Genomic DNA, 18721 nt, shown 5'->3' on the forward strand with positions numbered 1-18721 from the left:
GCTTGAGTATTTCAAGCTAGATGATTTTATTTGCAGATGCCTAAGATTTCGGCACGACTTCCCCACCCAGGACCGCCTGAACATGCCTGCGCCCCTACTCCACTTCAAGCTCGCTTCGCCTTCCGAGCCGTCCGCCGATCCGCGAGGCACCGCGCGGGCCCGTCCGCCGCGCCCGATGAGAAACCCCCGGCTGCAGGGCTTGCGGTGCCTGCGCTGCGATGCTCCCTATCCGCTCACGCTGGCGAACGACGGCTGTCCGGCCTGCCGCGGCGTGGGCATCCATGTCGGGCTGCGCGCCAGCTATCTGCCTGAGAGCGGCAGCCCCCTGCCGATGCCCTACGAACCGGGCTTCACGCTGGGCGAGGGCGGCACGCCGCTGCTTGACATGCCGGAGCTCGCTCGCGAGTTCGGCGTGGCACGCCTCGCGCTCAAGGACGAATCGGGCAACCCCACTGGCTCGCACAAGGACCGCATGACTGCGGTGGGCGTGGCCCAGGCGCTGGACTTCGGCGCCCACACGCTGGTGCTGGCCTCGTCGGGCAATGCCGCGGTTTCGGCGGCGCACTATACGTGGGCCGCGGGCCTGGGCTGCGAAGTGGCCACTTACGAGGGCCTGCCCGCCGCCTACGCGCGGCAGCTCGATGCGCTGGGGGCGCGGCGCTACACCTTTGCCGACAACGCCGGCCGCTGGGCCTTCGTGCGCGAGCGCTCGCAGCATCCGGGCTATTTCGCGCTGACGAACTACCGCTTGCCCGCATTGGGCAGCGCACCGCTCGCGATCGAGGGCTACAAGCCCATTGCGCTGGAGTGCCTGAACGAGGGCGGCCTTCCCGATCACGTCGTGATTCCCACGGCGCGCGGCGACCTGGCCTGGGGCATCTACGCGGGCTTTCGCGACCTGCTGGCCGCGGGGCGCATTTCGCGCCTGCCGAGGCTCTGGCTGGTGGAGCCTTTTGCGCGCCTCTCGCGCGTGCTGGCCGGCGAGGCGCTCGACGGCGCGTATCCCGGCCACACCGCGCAGTTCTCCACCGCCGGCGCGACCGTGACCTTCCTGCAGTGGCAGGCCGCCGTCGCCACGGGCGGCGGGGCGGTGGTGGTGAGCGACGACCAGGCCCGCGCGGCCCGGCGAAAGCTCACGGCGGCCGGCGTGAGCGCCGAACTGTGCGCGGCGGCCGGGCTGGACGCGCTGCGCCAACTGCGCGAGGGCAACGCCATTGCCGGCGATGCCCACGTGGTGCTGATGCTCACCGCCAACGCCTCGCGCGACCCGAGCTGGCCCGACCAGGCCGCCTGAACGTCCGAATCACCCAGAAGGAATCGAAACCATGCAAGCAATGCAACGCCGCGCCTTCCTGGCTGCCGGTTCGGCCGCCCTCTTCGCCGCCACGGCGCAGCGCGCCTGGGCGGCCTTTCCCGACAAGCCCATCAAGCTGATCGTGCCGTGGGCTGCCGGCGGCAGCACCGACGCCATTGCGCGCGCCATGGCGCAGCGCATGAGCCAGACGATCGGCAGCTCGGTGATCGTGGACAACCGGCCGGGCGCCGCCGGCCAGATCGGCACCGAGGCAGCGGCCAAGGCCGCGCCCGACGGCTACACGCTGGCCATCGTCGAGCTGCCGCACGCCATTGCGCCCGCGGTGACGGCGCGGCTGCCCTACGACCTGCTGCGCGACTTCACGCCGGTGACGATGATCGGCACCTCGCCGCTCGTGTTCTTCGCGGGCATGGACGGCGACAGCCGCGATTTCAGGACCTTCGTCAAGACCGCGGCCGCGCGGCCGATGCCGCCGGCCATCGCGCACAGCGGCGCCGGCACGGTGAGCCACCTGGCGGCCGAACTGCTGGCGAGCCGCACCGGCATCAGGTTCAACATGGTTCCCTATCGCGGTTCGGCGCCGGCGCTCACCGACGTGGCGGCGGGCACGGTGGCCGGGCACTTCGCGACGCTGGCCAGCGGCTCCAGCCTGATGGGCGCCAACCGGATCCGCCCGCTGCTGGTGACGAGCGCGCAGCGTGTGAACATTCCGGGGCTCAAGGAAGTGCCCGCGCTGGCGGAGAGCGGGCTCAAGGGCATGGAAATCGACCAGTGGTGGGCGCTGGTGGCACCTGCCACCACGCCGCTGGAGGTGATCGAGCGGCTGCGGCGCGAGGCGATCGCGGCGCTGGACCATCCGTCGGTGAAGGAGCGCATGGCGGTGCTCGGCGTGCAGCTGAAGGGGTCCACCACGGGCGAGCTGCGAGCCTTCATGCGATCGGAGGCCGAGCGCTGGCAGAAGGTGGCGCACGGCATCGGGCTTCAGCCGCAATAGGCGGGGCCGCCCGGCCGTTCGCGCAGGCGGCCGCTTTTTCGCTCAGCGCCCGGACTGCACCTTGATCCGGATCGTGTTCACGTCCCAGCCCTTGCTGCGCAGCCGGCTGACCAGCATCGGCGACAGCTGGCGCAGCTTGGCGGCGGCCGCGCTGCCGTTGACCAGCAGACACCACACATCGCCCTCGGCCGGGCCGGCCTGCACGGCCGGGCGCATGGCCGGCGGGATCAGCCCCTCGACCGCCCGCAGCCGCTCGTTCGCGTCGCGCGCACGGGCGATCAGGCTCGCCAGGGTGGGCGAACCTTCGGCGGCCTGCTGCAGCGTGAAGGGGGGGACGGAGCGGCGATTCATGGGTAATCCGGAGGGTGGGACAAGGGCAGCTAAAATGCCCGGTTTGCCGACGCTTGCGCCGGCAGATCCGGTCTGGAGCCGCTTGCCTTCTTCGGAGCTTGCATTCGAAGAAGATGCGCCCAACTGCTTTCACCATATCTTAGGGAATCCGGTCGCAGTGCCTGCCTGGTCAGGTGCACGCCCATCTCCACGCCAATGGCAACCAACTTCCTGACCCAGATTTTCGGCAGTCGCAACGACCGGCTCCTCAAGCAGTATCGCAAGACGGTGGAGCGCATCAATGCGCTCGAACCCGAATTCGAGAAGCTCAGCGACGATGGGCTGCGCGCCAAGACCCAGGAGTTCAAGGACCGCATCGCCAAGGGCGAAACCCTCGACGCCCTGCTGCCCGAAGCATTCGCCACCGTGCGCGAAGGCTCCAAGCGCGTCATGAAGATGCGCCACTTCGACGTGCAGCTGCTCGGCGGCATGGCCCTTCACAACGGCAAGATCGCCGAAATGCGCACCGGCGAGGGCAAGACCCTCACCGCCACGCTGCCGGTGTACCTGAACGCGCTGTCGGGCAAGGGCGTGCACGTGGTCACGGTGAACGACTACCTCGCCAACCGCGACGCCCAGTGGATGGGCCGCCTGTACAACTTCCTGGGCCTCACGGTGGGCATCAACCTGCCGCAGATGCCGCGCGAGGAAAAGCAGCAGGCCTACGCCAGCGACATCACCTACGGCACCAACAACGAGTACGGCTTCGACTACCTGCGCGACAACATGGTGTACGAGCCCGGCGACCGGGTGCAGCGCGTGTTGAACTACGCCATCGTCGACGAGGTGGACTCCATCCTGATCGACGAGGCCCGCACGCCGCTGATCATCAGCGGCCAGGCCGAAGACCACACCGACCTCTACCTGGCCATCAACAAGGTGGTGCCCCTCTTGACCAAGCAGGAAGGCGAGGCCGATCCGCGCACGGGCGAGGGCGTCACGGTGCCGGGCGACTTCACGGTCGATGAGAAGACCCACCAGGTGTTCCTGACCGAGGACGGCCACGAGAAGGCCGAGCAGCTGCTGGGCGAATTCAAGCTGCTGCCCGAAGGCGCGTCGCTCTACGACCCGGCCAACATCACGCTGATGCACCACCTGAACGCCGCGCTGCGTGCACGGCACCTGTACCACCGCGACCAGCATTACGTGGTGCAGCAGGGCGAAGTCGTCATCGTCGACGAATTCACCGGCCGCCTGATGACGGGCCGCCGCTGGAGCGACGGCCTGCACCAGGCCGTGGAAGCCAAGGAGGGCGTGCAGATCCAGGCCGAGAACCAGACGCTGGCCTCCATCACCTTCCAGAACTACTTCCGCCTGTACGGCAAGCTGGCCGGCATGACCGGCACGGCCGACACCGAAGCCTACGAGTTCCAGGAAATCTACGGCCTCGAGACGGTCATCATTCCGCCGAACCGCATCAGCAAGCGCGACGACCAGCTCGACCGCGTCTACAAGACCACGCGCGAGAAGTACGAGGCGGCCATCCAGGACATCCGCGAATGCTACGAGCGCGGCCAGCCCGTGCTGGTGGGCACCTCGTCGATCGAGAACTCCGAGATCATCGACGGCCTGCTCACCCAGGCGGACCTGCCGCACCAGGTGCTCAATGCCAAGCAGCATGCGCGCGAAGCCGACATCGTGGCGCAGGCCGGCCGCACGAAGATGATCACCATCGCGACCAACATGGCCGGCCGCGGTACCGACATCGTGCTGGGCGGCAACATCGAGAAGATGATCGAGGCCATCGAGAACGACGAAGGCCGCGACGACGCGACCAAAGAGGCCGACATCGCGCACGTGCGCGCCGAATGGACCAAGGACCACGAGTTCGTCAAGTCGCTGGGCGGCCTGCGCATCATCGCGACCGAGCGCCATGAGTCGCGCCGCATCGACAACCAGCTGCGCGGGCGTTCGGGCCGCCAGGGCGACCCGGGCTCCTCGCGCTTCTACCTGAGCCTGGACGACCCGCTGATGCGCATCTTCGCGGGCGACCGCGTCAAGGCGATCATGGACCGCCTCAAGATGCCGGACGGCGAAGCCATCGAAGCGGGCATCGTCACGCGCAGCATCGAGAGCGCGCAGCGCAAGGTCGAGGCGCGCAACTTCGACATCCGCAAGCAGCTGCTCGAGTACGACGACGTGTCGAACGACCAGCGCAAGGTGATCTACCAGCAGCGCAACGACATCCTCGACGCGGGCGACCTCACGGCGCAGATCGAGGCGTTGCGCGAGGGCTGCTTCACCGATCTCGTGCGGCAGTACGTGCCGGCCGAATCGGTCGAGGAGCAGTGGGACCTGGACGGCCTCGAGAAGACGCTCTCCAGCGAATGGGGCATCGACATGCCCCTGAAGAAGGACATCGAGGCGGCCGAGGCCGTGGGCGACGAGGACATCGTCGAGAAGGTGGTCAAGGCCGCCAACGACAGCTTCGATGCCAAGGTGGCATTGATCGGCCAGGAAAACTTCACCCAGTTCGAACGCATGGTGCTGCTGCAGAGCATCGACACGCACTGGCGCGAGCACCTCGCCTCGCTCGACTACCTGCGCCAGGGCATTCACCTGCGCGGCTATGCGCAGAAGCAGCCCAAGCAGGAATACAAGCGCGAGGCCTTCGAGCTCTTCGGCCAGCTGCTCGACTCGGTCAAGAACGAAGTCACGCGCCAGCTCATGACGGTGCGCGTGCAGTCGAGCGAGCAGCTCGAGCAGGCTGCCGATGCGCTGGAGAGCCGCGGCGAGAACGTGTCGAACATCACCTACAGCGCGCCCACCGAAACCGGCGAGGTCGAGGTGCGCCTGGACGAGGAAAACCAGCGCCGCATCGCGGCCGCGGGGCTGGGCCTGGGCACGCTCGGCGCCGAGGCCGCGGCGTTTGCGCGCGTCGGCCGCAATGACCCCTGCCCCTGCGGCAGCGGCAAGAAATTCAAGCACTGCCACGGCAAGCTCAGCTGACCAGAAACTCCCGAGAAGAGAAACCGCCATGCCCGTGAACCTGTCCGCTCCTGATCCTGCCGCCTTGTTCGCGGTGCCCGGCGTCCGCATCGGCGTGGCCGAAGCGGGTGTGCGCAAGGCCAACCGCAAGGACCTGACCGTCGTGCTGATCGACGAAGGCTCCGCGGTCGGCGGGGTGTTCACCCAGAACCGTTTCTGCGCGGCGCCGGTGCAGGTCTGCCGCGACCACCTGGCAGCCAACTACGGCATCCGCGCCATGGTCATCAATACCGGCAACGCCAACGCCGGCACCGGCGAAGACGGCCTGATGCGCACCCGCTCCACCTGCATTGCGCTCGCGCGCCAGCTGGAGATCGCGCCCGAGCAGATCCTGCCGTTCTCCACCGGCGTGATCATGGAGCCGCTGCCGGTGGACCGCATCGAGGCCGGCCTCCCCGCCGCGCTGGCCGACGCTTCGGAGAACCACTGGGCGCGTGCCGCCGAAGGCATCATGACCACCGACACGATCCCCAAGGCGTTCAGCCAGCGGGTCCAGATCGGCGGCGCCGCCGTCACCATTACCGGCATCAGCAAGGGCGCCGGCATGATCCGCCCGAACATGGCGACCATGCTGGGCTTCATGGCGACCGACGCGAAGATCGATCCGGCCCTGATCCAGCCGCTGGCCAGGCGGCTGGCCGACGCCTCGTTCAACCGCGTGACCATCGACGGCGACACCTCGACCAACGATTCCTTCGTGGTCATCGCCACCCAGAAGGCCACGCACGCCGCCATCACCTCGCTCGATTCGCCCGAAGGCAAGGCCCTGGTCGACGCCATGCAGAACGTCGCGCGCCTGCTCGCGCAGGCGATCGTGCGCGACGGCGAGGGCGCCACCAAATTCATCACCATCCAGGTCGAAGGCGGCCGCAATGCCGCCGAGTGCAGGCAGGTGGCCTACGCGGTGGCACATTCGCCGCTGGTCAAGACGGCCTTCTATGCGAGCGACCCGAACCTCGGCCGCATCCTCGCGGCCGTGGGCTACGCGGGCATCGAGGACCTCGACCAGACCGGCATCGACCTGTTCCTCGACGACGTGCACGTGGCCGTCAAGGGCGGGCGCAACCCGTCGTACCGCGAGGAAGACGGCCAGCGCGTGATGAAGCAGAGCGAGATCACGGTGCGCATCGGCCTCGGCCGCGGCAACGCCAGCGAAACCGTGTGGACCTGCGACTTCAGCCACGAATACGTCACGATCAACGCCGACTACAGGTCATGAATGAACAGTTCCAGAAGCTGATCGAGCGCGCCGAACAGCTGATCGGCCGCATCGAATCGATCCTGCCGCAGCCGCTGGCGGCACCCGCCGACTGGAACGCGTCGATCGCCTGGCGCTACCGCCGCCGCAGCTCGGGCCACGGCGTGCTCGAGCCCGTCAAGCACGTGGCCGCCATGGCACTCGACAGCCTGAAGGAAATCGACGTCCAAAAGGAAAAGATCGAGCGCAACACGCGCCAGTTCGTCGAAGGCAAGCCGGCCAACAACGTGCTGCTGACCGGCGCGCGCGGCACGGGCAAGTCGTCGCTCATCCGCGCCTGCCTGCAGGCCTATGCGCCGCAGGGCCTGCGGCTGATCGAGGTCGACAAGGCCGAACTCACCGACCTGCCCGACATCGTCGAGGTGGTGTCGCAGCGGCCCGAGAAGTTCATCGTGTTCAGCGACGACCTGAGCTTCGACGAGGGCGAGCCGGGCTACAAGGCGCTCAAGTCGATCCTCGACGGCTCGATTGCCGCGGCCACGCCCAATGTGCTGATCTACGCGACCAGCAACCGGCGCCACCTGCTGCCCGAGTACATGAAGGACAACCTCAGCTACACCCACACCGAGGACGGAGAAGTCCATCCCGGCGAGGTGATCGAGGAAAAGATCTCGCTGTCCGAGCGCTTCGGCCTGTGGGTCAGCTTCTATCCGTTCAGCCAGAACGAATACCTGGCGATCGTCGCGCAGTGGCTGTCGTCGTTCGGCGTCGACAAGGCCGCCATCGAGGCGGCGCGGCCGGAGGCGCTGGTCTGGGCGCTGGAGCGCGGTTCGCGCAGCGGTCGCGTGGCCTACCAGTTCGCGCGGGACTACGCCGGGCGGGCGACGGCATGAGCGGACAGCCGCAACGCCAAGGCCAGGGCCGCAAGCACACCGAGGTGGCCGTCGGCGTGCTGATCCGGCCGGCCGACGACGCGCTGCTGCTGTCCACCCGCCCCGAGGGCAAGGCCTACGCGGGCTTCTGGGAATTTCCGGGCGGCAAGATCGAGGCCGGCGAAACGGTGGAGCAGGCCCTGCGCCGCGAGCTGCACGAAGAACTCGGCATCACCATCGCGGGGGCCGAGGTCTGGAAGATCACCGAGCACGACTATCCGCATGCGCTGGTGCGGCTGCACTGGTGCAAGGTCACGGCCTGGAGCGGAGAGTTCGAAATGCGCGAAGGCCAGGCCATGCGCTGGCAGCAGCTGCCGCTGGACGTGGCGCCGGTGCTGCCGGGCGCCCTGCCGGTGCTCGAGTGGCTGACCCAGGAGCGCGGCCTGCCGGCCTCGGCGGCGCTGGCGGTCTCGACGCTGGCCTGATGGACGGGGCCGCGCGGGCGGGCGGGCGCGTGCAGCCGGCGCCGCGGGCCTGAAGCACCACATGATGCACCCCAAGTACCGCCCCGACATCGACGGCCTGCGCGCCGTGGCGGTGGCCTCGGTGCTTGCCTTCCATGCGTTTCCCGATGCGCTGCCTGGTGGCTTCATCGGGGTCGACATCTTCTTCGTGATCTCGGGCTTCCTGATCACGACCATCATCCTGCAGAGCCACGCGGCAGGCGACTTCAGCTACCGCGATTTCTACGCGCGGCGCATCCGGCGGATCTTTCCGGCGCTCACGCTGGTGCTGTTGGCCACGCTCGCCTTCGGCTGGTATGCGCTGCTGCCCAGGGAGTTCACCGAGCTTGGCAAGCAGGCGGCGGGCGGTGCGGCCTTCATTGCCAACTTCGTCTTCTGGAGCGAGGCCGGATACTTCGACACAGCCGCCGACACCAAGCCGCTGCTGCACCTGTGGTCGCTGGGCATCGAGGAGCAGTTCTACATCTTCTGGCCCATGCTGCTCGCGCTGGCCTGGCGCCGGCGCTGGCCGGTCCTTCGGCTGCTGTGGGTGCTCGCGGTGGCGTCGTTCCTGGTCAACGTGCTGACGATCCATCCGTTTCGCACGGCGGCCTTCTTTTCGCCCGCTTCGCGCTTCTGGGAACTGATGGTCGGCGGCATCCTGGCCTGCATGCGCCTCAAGGCCACGGGCAAGGCGCCGGCACCGGCCTGGCGCAGCCACCTGCAGTCCTGCCTGGGCGTGGGGCTGATCGTGCTCGGGCTCGTGATGACCCGCAGCGACAAGGCGTTTCCGGGCTGGTGGGCGCTCCTGCCCACGCTGGGCGCGGCAAGCTGCATCGCGGCCGGGCCTTCGGGCGTGCTCAACAGGCATGTGCTCGCGAGCCGGCCGATGGTGTGGATCGGGCTCATCAGCTATCCGCTCTACCTGTGGCACTGGCCCCTGCTGGTGTATGCGCGCATCGTGGAAGAGGGCGAGCCGGCCGCGTGGATCCGTGCGTGCCTGGTGCTGGCGAGCGTGGCGCTGGCCTGGCTCACCTATCGCTTCGTCGAGCGCTTCACCCGGGCGCGAACCCAGGTCGGCATGCTGCGTTCGCTGGTGGCCGGCAGCATGGCGATTGCGGTCGCCGGCCTGCTGGCGCTGGGCGGCATGCCGCCGCGCAACGGCAGTGACCTGCTGCGCAAGGTGACCGATGCCACCGTGGACGACAACTACTACGCCGGCTTCGAGCAGCAGAAGATCGGGCCCTATCCGGTCAAGCGCGTAGGCAGCGGGCCGCGCCCGGTCCTGCTGATCGGCGACAGCCACATCCTGCAGTACGCGCCCCGCGCCCTGGCGCTCGCGGGCAGCGCGCCCGCGCGCATGGCGACGACGTATTTCTCGACCTATGGCGCCTGCCCGCCGGTGCCCGGCATGGTCGCCGAAGGCAACCCGGGCTGCGAGCAGGCGCGCAGCGAGATGCTGGCGCTGGCGCTCGATCCGCGGATCGACACGGTGGTGGTCGGGGCCTGCTGGAACTGCTATTTCACGGGCAACTTTCCGCTGCCGTTCTACTTTCGCGAAGGCGATGCGGCCTACCTCGTGAACAACGGCGGCGAAGGCCTCGGCCGTTCGCTGGCCTCGCTCGAGAAGCTGCTGGCCGAGCTGGTGCGGCAAAAGAAGAAGGTCTACCTGCTGCTGGACAACGCCAGCGGCCCCGAGTTCGAGCCGCGGCGCCTCATCGAAGGCAGCCGCATGGGCCGGATGGTGGCCCTCCACAGCACGCCCACGGCGCCCCTGCCGCCGGACCAGGCGCGGCTCAACGAGCAGCTGAAGGCGCTGGCGCGGGCGAGCGGCGCGGAGCCCATCGATGTGATGGCGAGGCTTTGCACCGGTGGGCAGTGCCTGAGGGCAACGCCGGACGATGCACCGGTCTACAAGGACCGGGAGCATCTGCGCCCGGCCTACGTGCGCCAATACGCGGACTACCTGGACGGCGTCCTGCTCGCGCCCCAGCCGTAGCGCGCCTACTGGACCTTCTTCGGATCGCCGAAGGGCTCGTCGTCGGCCGGCGTTTCCGCCGGCATCCGGAACTCCTCGCTGGCCCAGGCGCCGAAATCGATGCCCTTGCAGCGGGCGCTGCAGAACGGGCGAAAAGGATTGCGTTCGGCGTAGACACTGTCGCCGCCACACGAGGGGCAGCGGACGATCCGCTCGCCGATCTTGTTCACGTCGCTCATGGGATGGATAACCTTCGTGCTTGCCTGCGGTGCGCGCCCTGGAGACGAGCCGGCGGCTCAGGCGCAGAGCGTGAGTTCGAATGCGACGTCGTCGCTGCTCGGGTGCAGGCGGTCGTCGGCTTCATGCCGCATCATCCGCACCGACACCATGAGCCGGTTGCCGCTGATTTCGGGAATCAGCCCCAGCTGCGGATCGATGCGCAGGCGCAGCAGCTGGAAGCTGCGCCCTTGCGGCAGGTTCTGCTGGAACTGTCCGCCGGTGGCGATGACCTTGTAGGGCACATCGGCATCGCGCAGCAGCTTGAGCAGCAGGTAGATGGATTCGGCCAGCGGCGAGAGCGTGGCCGACCAGCGCTCGAGGTCGGCGCGGCGGCTGGCCGTGCTGCGATGCTGCCATGCGTAGTAGGCAGGCAGGTCGAATTCGCAGGTGCCGCCCGGAATGCCCGCGCGGCTGCGAATGCTCATGAGCCATTCGTTCTCCGTCAGCGACTGGCCGGCCTTGCCGGCAACGGCATTGAGCGTGGCGAAATTGCGCTCGAGCTGGCCGACCACCTGGTCGAGCACGGCCTCGGCAATGGCTGGATTGCCGCGGTAGCTGTTGAAGACGTTCTTGTGCTTGTCCAGATCGCGCATCACGTCGGCCTTGAGGTCGGCGCGCGCGGCGACATCCATGATCTCGAAAATCGTGACCAGTGCGTAGTGGTGCGAGAGCGCGGACTCCGAGGGCACCAGTTCGCCGAGGCGGCGAAACAGGTGCTCCAGCCGCAGATAGGTGCGGATGCGCTCGTTGAAGGGGTACTCGTAGAGGATCACGCGGTTCTATAGCTTTCCTGTCGAGCCATCATAGCTTCAGGGCGATTTCGAGGGAGGCGTCGGCACCACCTCGCGCACGGCCGCGAGCATGCGTTCTCCCAGCGCGAGCTGGCCATGCATGGACATGTGGGTGTCGTTCGAAAAATAGAAGTCGTGGATCTGCGTGTGCTTCTCGCGCGTGAACGCGTAGAGATCCGGTCCTGGCAGCCCGGACGTGCGGAACCCGGTTTCGAAATCCTTCGAGTAATCGGGCTTCAGGTACACGGTGGTCTTGTTGGGAATCACCATCCACATGATAGGAAGCTTGCTGTGCGCCTTTGTGAAATTCTTCATCCATTCCAGATGCGCAGGGGTCAGCGGCCCATTGTCGTCATCTTCAGCGAAAAAGGGCATCTTGTCGCACAGGCGGTGGGAGAAGAGCTTGCAACCATCGGGCACCGGGCGCACCCAGGTGTTCCAGTCGAAGTAGACGTCTGTTGCAGACTTTTTCGCTTTCCAGGTGTTGTAGTAGGTCGTGATGCCGGTCAGGAACTGCACATTCCAGTTGGGCGCGGGGCTCGGCACGGTTTCGTCGGGCGTGATCAGCGGATGGTCCATGGCGTCGTAGGGCCGGATCATCTTCTGGCACTTCATGCTGTCCTTGGTGCGGTCGCCGAGCAGGCGTTCCACGCTCTCGATGATGATCAGCTTGCCCTTGAAGCCCGTGCGCTCGATCCATTGGTCGAAGTCGCTGCACAGCGCGTTCTCGTACTGGCCCCAGTAGGTGGTCGTGACGCGGTAGCCGGCCTTGGCAAGCACCGACTGCCAGCGGAAGGTCATGGAGAAGCTGTCGCCGATCACCATGATGTCGGCCTGGTCGACGGGTGTGCCCTTCAGGTAGGCGGGGTCCACCTTGGGCGGCGGTGCGGTCCAGCCGAATTCGCGCTCGGACAGGCGGCCGATCCGCGTGAGGTCGCCGTAAGGCACGGGGCTGGTGAGCGAAACGATCCACAGCGCCATCAGGACGATGTAGCCGATCAGGAAGAACCGCAGCCAGACTTTCGCGGGCGTCGTCATGTCGAATCAGAATTGGAAGTAGAGGAACGGGCTGTAGTTGCCCAGCTTCGAGACGCACCAGGCAAAGAGCGCGAAGGTGCCGATCGCCAGTACGGCCGAGGAGCACCAGGCCATGACGCGTTGGCCGGCCACCGCCTTCGGGTGGGGAATCCAGCGCTCGAGCGTGATCGTCGGCGGCAGTGCGAGGCAGATGACGATGCCCACGAGCATGGTCTGGAAGAACTCGGGCTTGCGGAACGGAACCGGCCCGAGCTCGCTGAACGCGGAAGGCGGTGCGCCGTGCAGGCCGAGCATGCCTTTGTAGATGGCCATGGCCGTGTGGACGCCATCGGCGCGGAACACGATCCAGGCCAGCACCACGCACAGGAAGGTCAGGAACCAGCCCAGCACGTGCGCGACCGGCCCTGCCGGAATGTTGCGCCGCACCTTGGCGTTCCAGAGGTGGTTGATCATCAGGAACACGCCGTGCAGCGCGCCCCAGATCACGAAGGTCCAGGCGGCACCATGCCAGAGGCCGCCCAGCAGCATCGTGAGGAACAGGTTCAGGTAGCGCCGCGCCGGGCCCTTGCGGTTGCCGCCCAGCGGCACGTAGAGATAGTCGCGCAGGAAGTTCGACAGCGAGATGTGCCAGCGCCGCCAGAACTCGATGATGTTGGTCGACTTGTAGGGCGAACGGAAATTGAGCGGAAGCTGCACGCCCAGGCACAGCGACAGGCCGACCGCCATGTCCGAATAGCCCGAGAAGTCGAAATAGATCTGCAGCGTGTAGGCAAGCGCGCCGAACCACGAGGTGTAGAGCGTGGGATCGATACCCTTGTGCACGCCGTTGAACATCATGTCGGCGTACTGGCCCATCGGGTCCGCGATCAGCAGCTTCTTTGCCAGCCCGAAGGTGAAGATCGCAATGCCGAGCGCCACCTTGTTGGGATCGAGCCGGTAGGTGGCCGCATTGGCGAACTGCGGCATCATCTGCGCGTGGTGCAGCACCGGGCCCGCGATCAGGTGCGGAAAGTAGGTGACGAACAGCACGTAGTGGATGAAGCTGCGCTCATGCACCTTGCCCTGCCAGCAGTCGACCAGGAAGGCGATCTGCGTGAAGGTATAGAACGAGATGCCGATCGGCAGCACGATGTGCAGCATCGGGATCTGCGACAGGCCCGCCGCGGCCAGCCCGTCGTTCACGTTCGAGACGAAGAAGTTGGCGTACTTGAAGACCGCGAGCACGCCCAGGTTGACCACCAGCGCCAGCACCAGCAGCGACTTGCGCTTGCGGTCGTCCCGGCCCGGCGCGGGCGACAGGCGCAGGCCGAACCAGTAGTTGATGCAGATCGACGCCACCAGCAGCGGCAGCGCCTTGACGCTCCACCAGCCGTAGAAGAACAGCGAGGCCAGGGCGAGAAAGCCCGCGGCGGACCGGGCGTTGCGCTTGCCGATCAGGAAGAACCCGATCAGTACCAGCGGGAAGTAGACAAAAATGAAGGGATACGAATTGAAAAGCATCGCAGGAGGTGAGGGCACTCCGGCGAGCGCCTTTTTTGTCTTGGTCGTTGTGCGGCCGCTCTGGCGGCCAGTCTCGGATTATCGCGTGCCGGGCGGAACCCACCGCTTCCAGAGACTCCGGACCTCTGCAGCGAGTTCCTCCAGCGAGAGCGACTCGTTGAAAATGACCGCGTCCGCGGCCGCCCTGCGCAGCCTGCGCGGCGCCTGCTGGGCGATCACCGCGCGCACGGCGTCGGGCGTCCAGCCGGAGCGCGCCACGACGCGCCGCAGCTGCGTTTCCTCGGTGGCATCGACCACCAGCACCCGGTCGACCAGGGCCCGCCAGCGGCCGGATTCGACCAGCAGCGGCACGTCGAAGACCACCACCGCGTCCGGGCCTGCGTCCGAGGCCATGCGTTCCGTCTCGGCACCGATCAGCGGGTGCAGGATCGATTCGAGGCGCTTTTTGGCGCTGCTGTCAGCGAACACGAGCTGCCGCATCGCCGCACGGTCGAGTCCGCCGTCCGCCGCGATGACTCCGCTGCCGAACGCGGCCTCGAGGGCCGGCATCGCGATGCCCGCGGGCTGCGCAATGCGGCGCGCGATGGCGTCGGTGTCGACCAGCACGGCGCCTTCGGCGACCAGCATGGCGGCAACGGTGCTCTTGCCGCTCCCGATGCCGCCCGTGAGGCCGATGCGCCGCATCACGCGCTCCTCAGCGGGCGAATGCGCCGAGCGGGAAGGCGAAGGGAATCCATTGCCTCACGAGCTCCGGGCCCGCCACCAGGCAGACCAGGCCGGCACCGGCAAGAAAGGGACCGAAGGCCATGGGAATGTCCTTGTGCGCCAGCTTCCCGACCAGGCGCAGCGTGAGGCCGATCACGGCGCCCACCAGCGATGAGACGAGGATGATGGCAATGAGGTAGTCGGCCCCGAGCCATGCGCCGAGCGCCGCCAGCAGTTTGAAGTCGCCATGCCCCATGCCTTCCTTGCCCGTGACCAGGCGATAGCCATGGTACACAAGCCACAGGCTCAGGTAGCCGAACACGGCGCCCCAGACCGCCGAACTCAGCGCAACGCCGGTCCACCCCATGGCCGCGCCGACGAGCCCCAGCCAGAGCAGCGGATAGTTGAGCGCGTCGGGCAGGAACTGGGTGTCGAAGTCGATCAGGAACTGGCAGATCAGGAAGGCCGCGAACGCCGCCCAGAGCGCGCCGGTGGGCGTGAGTCCGAAGCGGTAGGCGCACAGTGCGAAGAGCGCGCCGGTCACCAGCTCGACCAGCGGATAGCGCGGGCTGATCGGCGTGCCGCAGGCGGCGCAGCGGCCCCGCAGCGCCAGGTAGCTCAGCACCGGGATGTTCTGGTACCAGCGGATCTTGTGGCCGCAGGCGCCGCAGCGCGAGGCAGGCCGGGTCAGATCGAACGGCGGCAGCGCCTCGATGGCCACGGCCGCCTTGTCCGCCGCGGCCTCCAGGCCGGCCGGCGGCTGCGCCTTCGGCCCGAACACCAGCGTCCAGAGCGAGGGAACGTCCTTGGACGACATCAGGTTGGCCACGGCATCGGCCAGCCAGCCCCGGTACATCATGACCGGGGTGCGGTAGATCACCACGTTGAGAAAACTGCCGACCAGCAACCCCAGGACGCCGGCGAAAGCGGCGTCGAACTCCTGCGACACCAGCATCAAACGACCTGGCCCAACTTGAAGATGGGCAGGTACATCGACACCACGATGCCGCCGATGATCACGCCCAGGAACACGATGATGATGGGTTCCATCAGGCTCGAGAGGCCGGCCACCATGTCGTCCACCTCGGACTCGTAGAAGTCGGCGGCCTTGCCGAGCATGTGGTCGATGGAGCCGGATTCCTCGCCGATGGCCGTCATCTGGATCACCATCGAGGGGAACAGGTTGACGTTGGTCATGGCCGTCGTGAGGCTGGTGCCGGTCGAGACCTCCTGCTGGATCTTGGCCGTGGCGTCGCCGTAGACGGTGTTGCCCGAGGCGCCGCCCACCGAGTCGAGTGCCTCGACCAGCGGAACGCCGGCTGCAAACATGGTGGCAAGGGTGCGGGTCCAGCGGGCCACGCACGACTTCTCGATCAGGGCACCGAAGATCGGCACGCGCAGCAGCGCGCGGTCCATGACCCGCTGCACGCGCTCGTTGCGCTTCCAGGCCTGCAGGAAGAAGTAGGTGCCGCCGCCGATCACGCCGAAGATCAGCCACCAGTAGGAGACGAAGAATTCGCTCATGGCCATCACGAACAGCGTGGGCGCGGGCAGGTCGGCGCCGAACGAGGTGAACACCTGCTTGAAGGCCGGGATCACGAAGATCATGATGATGGCCACCACCACGAACGCGACCACGACCACCGAGGTGGGATACATCAGCGCCGACTTGATCTTCGACTTGATGGCCTCGGTCTTCTCCATGTAGGTGGCCAGGCGGTCCAGCAGGTCTTCCAGAATACCGGCCGCTTCGCCGGCCTCCACCAGGTTGCAGTAGAGGTTGTCGAAATACTTCGGAAACTTGCGGAAGGCGGACGACAGCGAGGTGCCGGTCTCCACGTCGCTGCGGATGTCGTTGAGCAGCTTGGCCACGCTCGGGTTGGCATTGCCGCGGCCCACGATGTCGAACGACTGCAGCAGCGGCACGCCGGCCTTCATCATGGTTGCCAGCTGGCGCGTGAAGATCGCGATGTCCTTGGGCTTGATGGACTTGCCCGAGCGCATGCGGCGCTTCTTGATCTTGGACGCCAGAACCCCCTGGCGCCGCAGGGCGGCCTGCACCTGGTTCTCGCCGGCGGCCCGAAGCTCGCCGCGCACCAGCTTGCCATTGCGGTCCTTGCCCTCCCACTCGTAGACAGATTCCTTGAGCGTGTTCGAGGTGCGGGTGGATGCCACTGTTGCCATTCGATCTCCGATTTCTTGCAGTGTGTTCGTTATTCGTTGGTGACCGCCACCACTTCTTCGAGTGAGGTGAGCCCTTGCATGACTTTTCGCAATCCCGACTGGCGCAGCGAGCGCACGCCCTCGGCCTCGGACTGGCGCGCAATGTCCTGCGCACTGCCGTCGCGCAGGATGATGGCCTGGATGGCATCCGAGATCGGCATCACCTGGTAGATGCCGACCCGGCCCTTGTAGCCGTTGCTGCACGCCGCGCAGCCGACCGGCCGATAGGGCTTCCAGGAACCGTCGAGGTCTTCTTCCCTGAAGCCCGCATCGAGCAGCGCCTGGCGCGGCACGTCGGCCGGCGCACGGCACATGTGGCACAGGCGCCGCGCGAGCCGCTGCGCCGTGATGAGGATCACGCTGGAGGCGATGTTGAACGGTGCAATGCCCATGTTCCGCATGCGCGTGAGCGTGGTCGGCGCGTCGTTGGTGTGCAGCGTCGAGAGCACCAGGTGGCCGGTTTGCGCGGCCTTGATCGAGATGTCGGCGGTTTCGAGGTCGCGGATTTCGCCGACCATGATGATGTCGGGATCCTGCCGCAGGAAGGCGCGCAGCGCCGCCGCGAAGGTGAGTCCCGCGCGCTCGTTGACGTTCACCTGGTTCACGCCCGGCAGGTTGATTTCGGAAGGGTCTTCCGCCGTTGCGATGTTGACGCCGGGCTGGTTCAGCAGGTTCAGGCAGGTGTAGAGCGACACCGTCTTGCCCGAACCGGTGGGGCCCGTCACCAGCACCATGCCGTAGGGACGACCGATCGCATGCAGCAGCCGCTCCTTTTCGTCGGCGTCGTAGCCCAGGGCGTCGATGCCCAGGCGCGCGCTGCTCGGGTCCAGGATACGGATCACGATCTTCTCGCCGAACAGCGTGGGCAGCGTGCTGACACGGAAGTCGATGACGCGGTCGGGCCCGATCTTGAGCTTCATGCGGCCGTCCTGCGGCACGCGCTTCTCGGAAATGTCGAGCCGCGAGATGACCTTGATGCGCGAGGCCAGCTTGTCCTTGATGAGCGTGGGCGGGCTCGCGATCTCGCGCAGTTCGCCGTCGATGCGAAAGCGCACGCGGTAGTTGTGCTCGTACGGCTCGAAGTGGATGTCCGAGGCCCGCATGCTGACGCCGTCGAGCAGCATCTTGTGCAGGAAGCGCACGACCGGCGCGTCCTCGACCTCGGCGATGGCCTGTTCGCTGGCATCGCCCGAGGTGTCCGCGGTGACGTCGTCGAACTCGAACTCGGCGCCGACGATGCTGTTGATGGTTTCCGCCGCGGTGACCGCGGCGGCTTCGATCATGCGCGACAGCTTGTCGTATTCGGCGATGACCCAGTCCACGCCCATCTGGGAGGCGAACTTGATCTTTTCCACCGCCTGCTGGTCTGACGGATCGGCCGTTGCAACAATGAGACGGTTGTTGCGCTTGCTGAGAACCACGATCCGGTAGGCGTGGCACAGCTTCGGGTCGAGCAGGTCCTTGGGCAGGCGCTGGTGGTCGATGGCGTCCAGGTCCAGCAGCGGCGCACCGAAGGCGCTGGAAAGCGTGTGGGCGAGGTCGGCGGCCGAGACGGCGCCGCTGCCGGTCAGCTCGGCAATGAAGCTGGTGCGGCCGCTCAGCGACTTTTGGTAGATGTCTTCCGCGGTCTTCGCAGGGAGCTTGCCGGCCGACACCAAGGCACGCGCAAGGCCCGGCAGGGCGATTTGCGTGTTTTCTTTAACAGGAAGTTCGGCAGCAGCCATTCAGCGAATTGCAAGAGATGTGAAAAAGTGCTTCACGATCATCGCTGAACGACCCGTCCCTGTAAATCGCTACGCAGCAACAGGCACGGGCATTATTTGTGCCAGCCAAAGGCTGGTCGGGGTGAGAGGATTCGAACCTCCGGCCTCTACGTCCCGAACGTAGCGCTCTACCAGGCTAAGCTACACCCCGATTGGTTGCAAAAAAAGAGAATTCGTCCTTGCC

The 18721-nt window shown here is 66.8% G+C and carries 16 protein-coding genes and 1 tRNA gene; 7 read left to right on the plus strand and 10 right to left on the minus strand.

Annotated elements, in window-relative coordinates; translation table 11 throughout:
- Positions 1-82: 82 nt before the first annotated feature.
- Both L1081_RS25195 and L1081_RS25200 read left to right on the plus strand, forming a co-directional pair.
- A complete protein-coding gene (locus L1081_RS25195) occupies positions 83-1294 on the plus strand; it encodes a pyridoxal-phosphate dependent enzyme (RefSeq protein WP_489414574.1) in 1212 nt (403 codons plus the stop codon).
- Between the two features lie 31 nt (positions 1295-1325).
- Entirely contained in the window at positions 1326-2309 is a 984-nt protein-coding gene (locus tag L1081_RS25200) for a tripartite tricarboxylate transporter substrate-binding protein (protein WP_489414575.1), read from the plus strand.
- A 42-nt stretch (positions 2310-2351) separates the two neighbouring features.
- Here L1081_RS25200 and L1081_RS25205 read toward each other — a convergent pair whose 3' ends face one another.
- Positions 2352-2660 (minus strand): hypothetical protein, encoded by a 309-nt coding sequence (locus L1081_RS25205; RefSeq protein WP_319427501.1) that lies wholly within the window; start codon positions 2658-2660, stop codon positions 2352-2354.
- Between the two features lie 195 nt (positions 2661-2855).
- Here L1081_RS25205 and secA point away from each other — a divergent pair, with 195 nt between their 5' ends.
- The 5 genes from secA (at position 2856) to L1081_RS25230 (ending at position 10259) form a co-directional block, all read left to right on the plus strand.
- Positions 2856-5648, plus strand: coding sequence for a preprotein translocase subunit SecA (secA, locus tag L1081_RS25210; RefSeq protein ID WP_489414576.1), 2793 nt, complete (start codon positions 2856-2858; stop codon positions 5646-5648).
- Between the two features lie 28 nt (positions 5649-5676).
- The gene (gene argJ, locus L1081_RS25215; RefSeq protein WP_489414577.1) at positions 5677-6906 is read left to right on the plus strand and encodes a bifunctional glutamate N-acetyltransferase/amino-acid acetyltransferase ArgJ; all 1230 of its coding nucleotides are present in this window, start codon (positions 5677-5679) and stop codon (positions 6904-6906) included.
- Complete coding sequence (locus L1081_RS25220; RefSeq protein ID WP_489414578.1) at positions 6903-7778, plus strand: ATP-binding protein; 876 nt, start codon at positions 6903-6905, stop codon at positions 7776-7778. The genes argJ and L1081_RS25220 overlap by 4 nt, the downstream gene beginning before the upstream one ends.
- A complete protein-coding gene (locus L1081_RS25225; protein WP_489414579.1) occupies positions 7775-8242 on the plus strand; it encodes an NUDIX domain-containing protein in 468 nt (155 codons plus the stop codon). Before L1081_RS25220 ends, L1081_RS25225 begins: the two co-directional genes overlap by 4 nt.
- A gap of 61 nt (positions 8243-8303) precedes the next feature.
- Positions 8304-10259: an SGNH hydrolase domain-containing protein gene (locus L1081_RS25230; protein ID WP_489414580.1), complete on the plus strand. Its 1956-nt coding sequence runs from the start codon at positions 8304-8306 to the stop codon at positions 10257-10259.
- 5 nt (positions 10260-10264) lie between these two features.
- Here the strand turns inward: L1081_RS25230 and L1081_RS25235 are convergent, their stop codons facing one another.
- The 9 genes from L1081_RS25235 to L1081_RS25275 all read right to left on the minus strand — a co-directional run bounded on the left by L1081_RS25235 (position 10265) and on the right by L1081_RS25275 (position 18688).
- Entirely contained in the window at positions 10265-10477 is a 213-nt protein-coding gene (locus tag L1081_RS25235) for a DNA gyrase inhibitor YacG (RefSeq protein WP_124960744.1), read from the minus strand.
- A gap of 57 nt (positions 10478-10534) precedes the next feature.
- Positions 10535-11290 (minus strand): cell division protein ZapD, encoded by a 756-nt coding sequence (gene zapD, locus L1081_RS25240; protein WP_489414581.1) that lies wholly within the window; start codon positions 11288-11290, stop codon positions 10535-10537.
- Between the two features lie 36 nt (positions 11291-11326).
- Positions 11327-12346 (minus strand): hypothetical protein, encoded by a 1020-nt coding sequence (locus L1081_RS25245; protein WP_489414582.1) that lies wholly within the window; start codon positions 12344-12346, stop codon positions 11327-11329.
- A 6-nt stretch (positions 12347-12352) separates the two neighbouring features.
- Entirely contained in the window at positions 12353-13846 is a 1494-nt protein-coding gene (locus tag L1081_RS25250) for an MBOAT family O-acyltransferase (protein ID WP_489414583.1), read from the minus strand.
- 78 nt (positions 13847-13924) lie between these two features.
- Positions 13925-14530 carry a dephospho-CoA kinase gene (coaE, locus tag L1081_RS25255; RefSeq protein ID WP_489414584.1) on the minus strand — a complete coding sequence of 202 codons (606 nt, stop codon included), beginning with the start codon at positions 14528-14530 and terminating at the stop codon, positions 13925-13927.
- A gap of 10 nt (positions 14531-14540) precedes the next feature.
- Positions 14541-15506: a prepilin peptidase gene (locus tag L1081_RS25260; RefSeq protein WP_489414585.1), complete on the minus strand. Its 966-nt coding sequence runs from the start codon at positions 15504-15506 to the stop codon at positions 14541-14543.
- Positions 15506-16735, minus strand: a complete 1230-nt coding sequence (locus L1081_RS25265) for a type II secretion system F family protein (RefSeq protein WP_489414586.1) — start codon at positions 16733-16735, stop codon at positions 15506-15508. Before L1081_RS25265 ends, L1081_RS25260 begins: the two co-directional genes overlap by 1 nt.
- Positions 16736-16764: 29 nt before the next feature.
- The gene (gene pilB, locus L1081_RS25270) at positions 16765-18498 is read right to left on the minus strand and encodes a type IV-A pilus assembly ATPase PilB (RefSeq protein ID WP_489414587.1); all 1734 of its coding nucleotides are present in this window, start codon (positions 18496-18498) and stop codon (positions 16765-16767) included.
- 113 nt (positions 18499-18611) lie between these two features.
- Positions 18612-18688, minus strand: a tRNA-Pro gene (locus L1081_RS25275).
- Between the last annotated feature and the right edge of the window lie 33 nt (positions 18689-18721).

Origin of the sequence: Variovorax sp. MSC1_012 (genome assembly GCF_023667525.1) — a bacterium.
Classification (GTDB): Bacteria; Pseudomonadota; Gammaproteobacteria; order Burkholderiales; family Burkholderiaceae_C; genus Variovorax; species Variovorax beijingensis_B.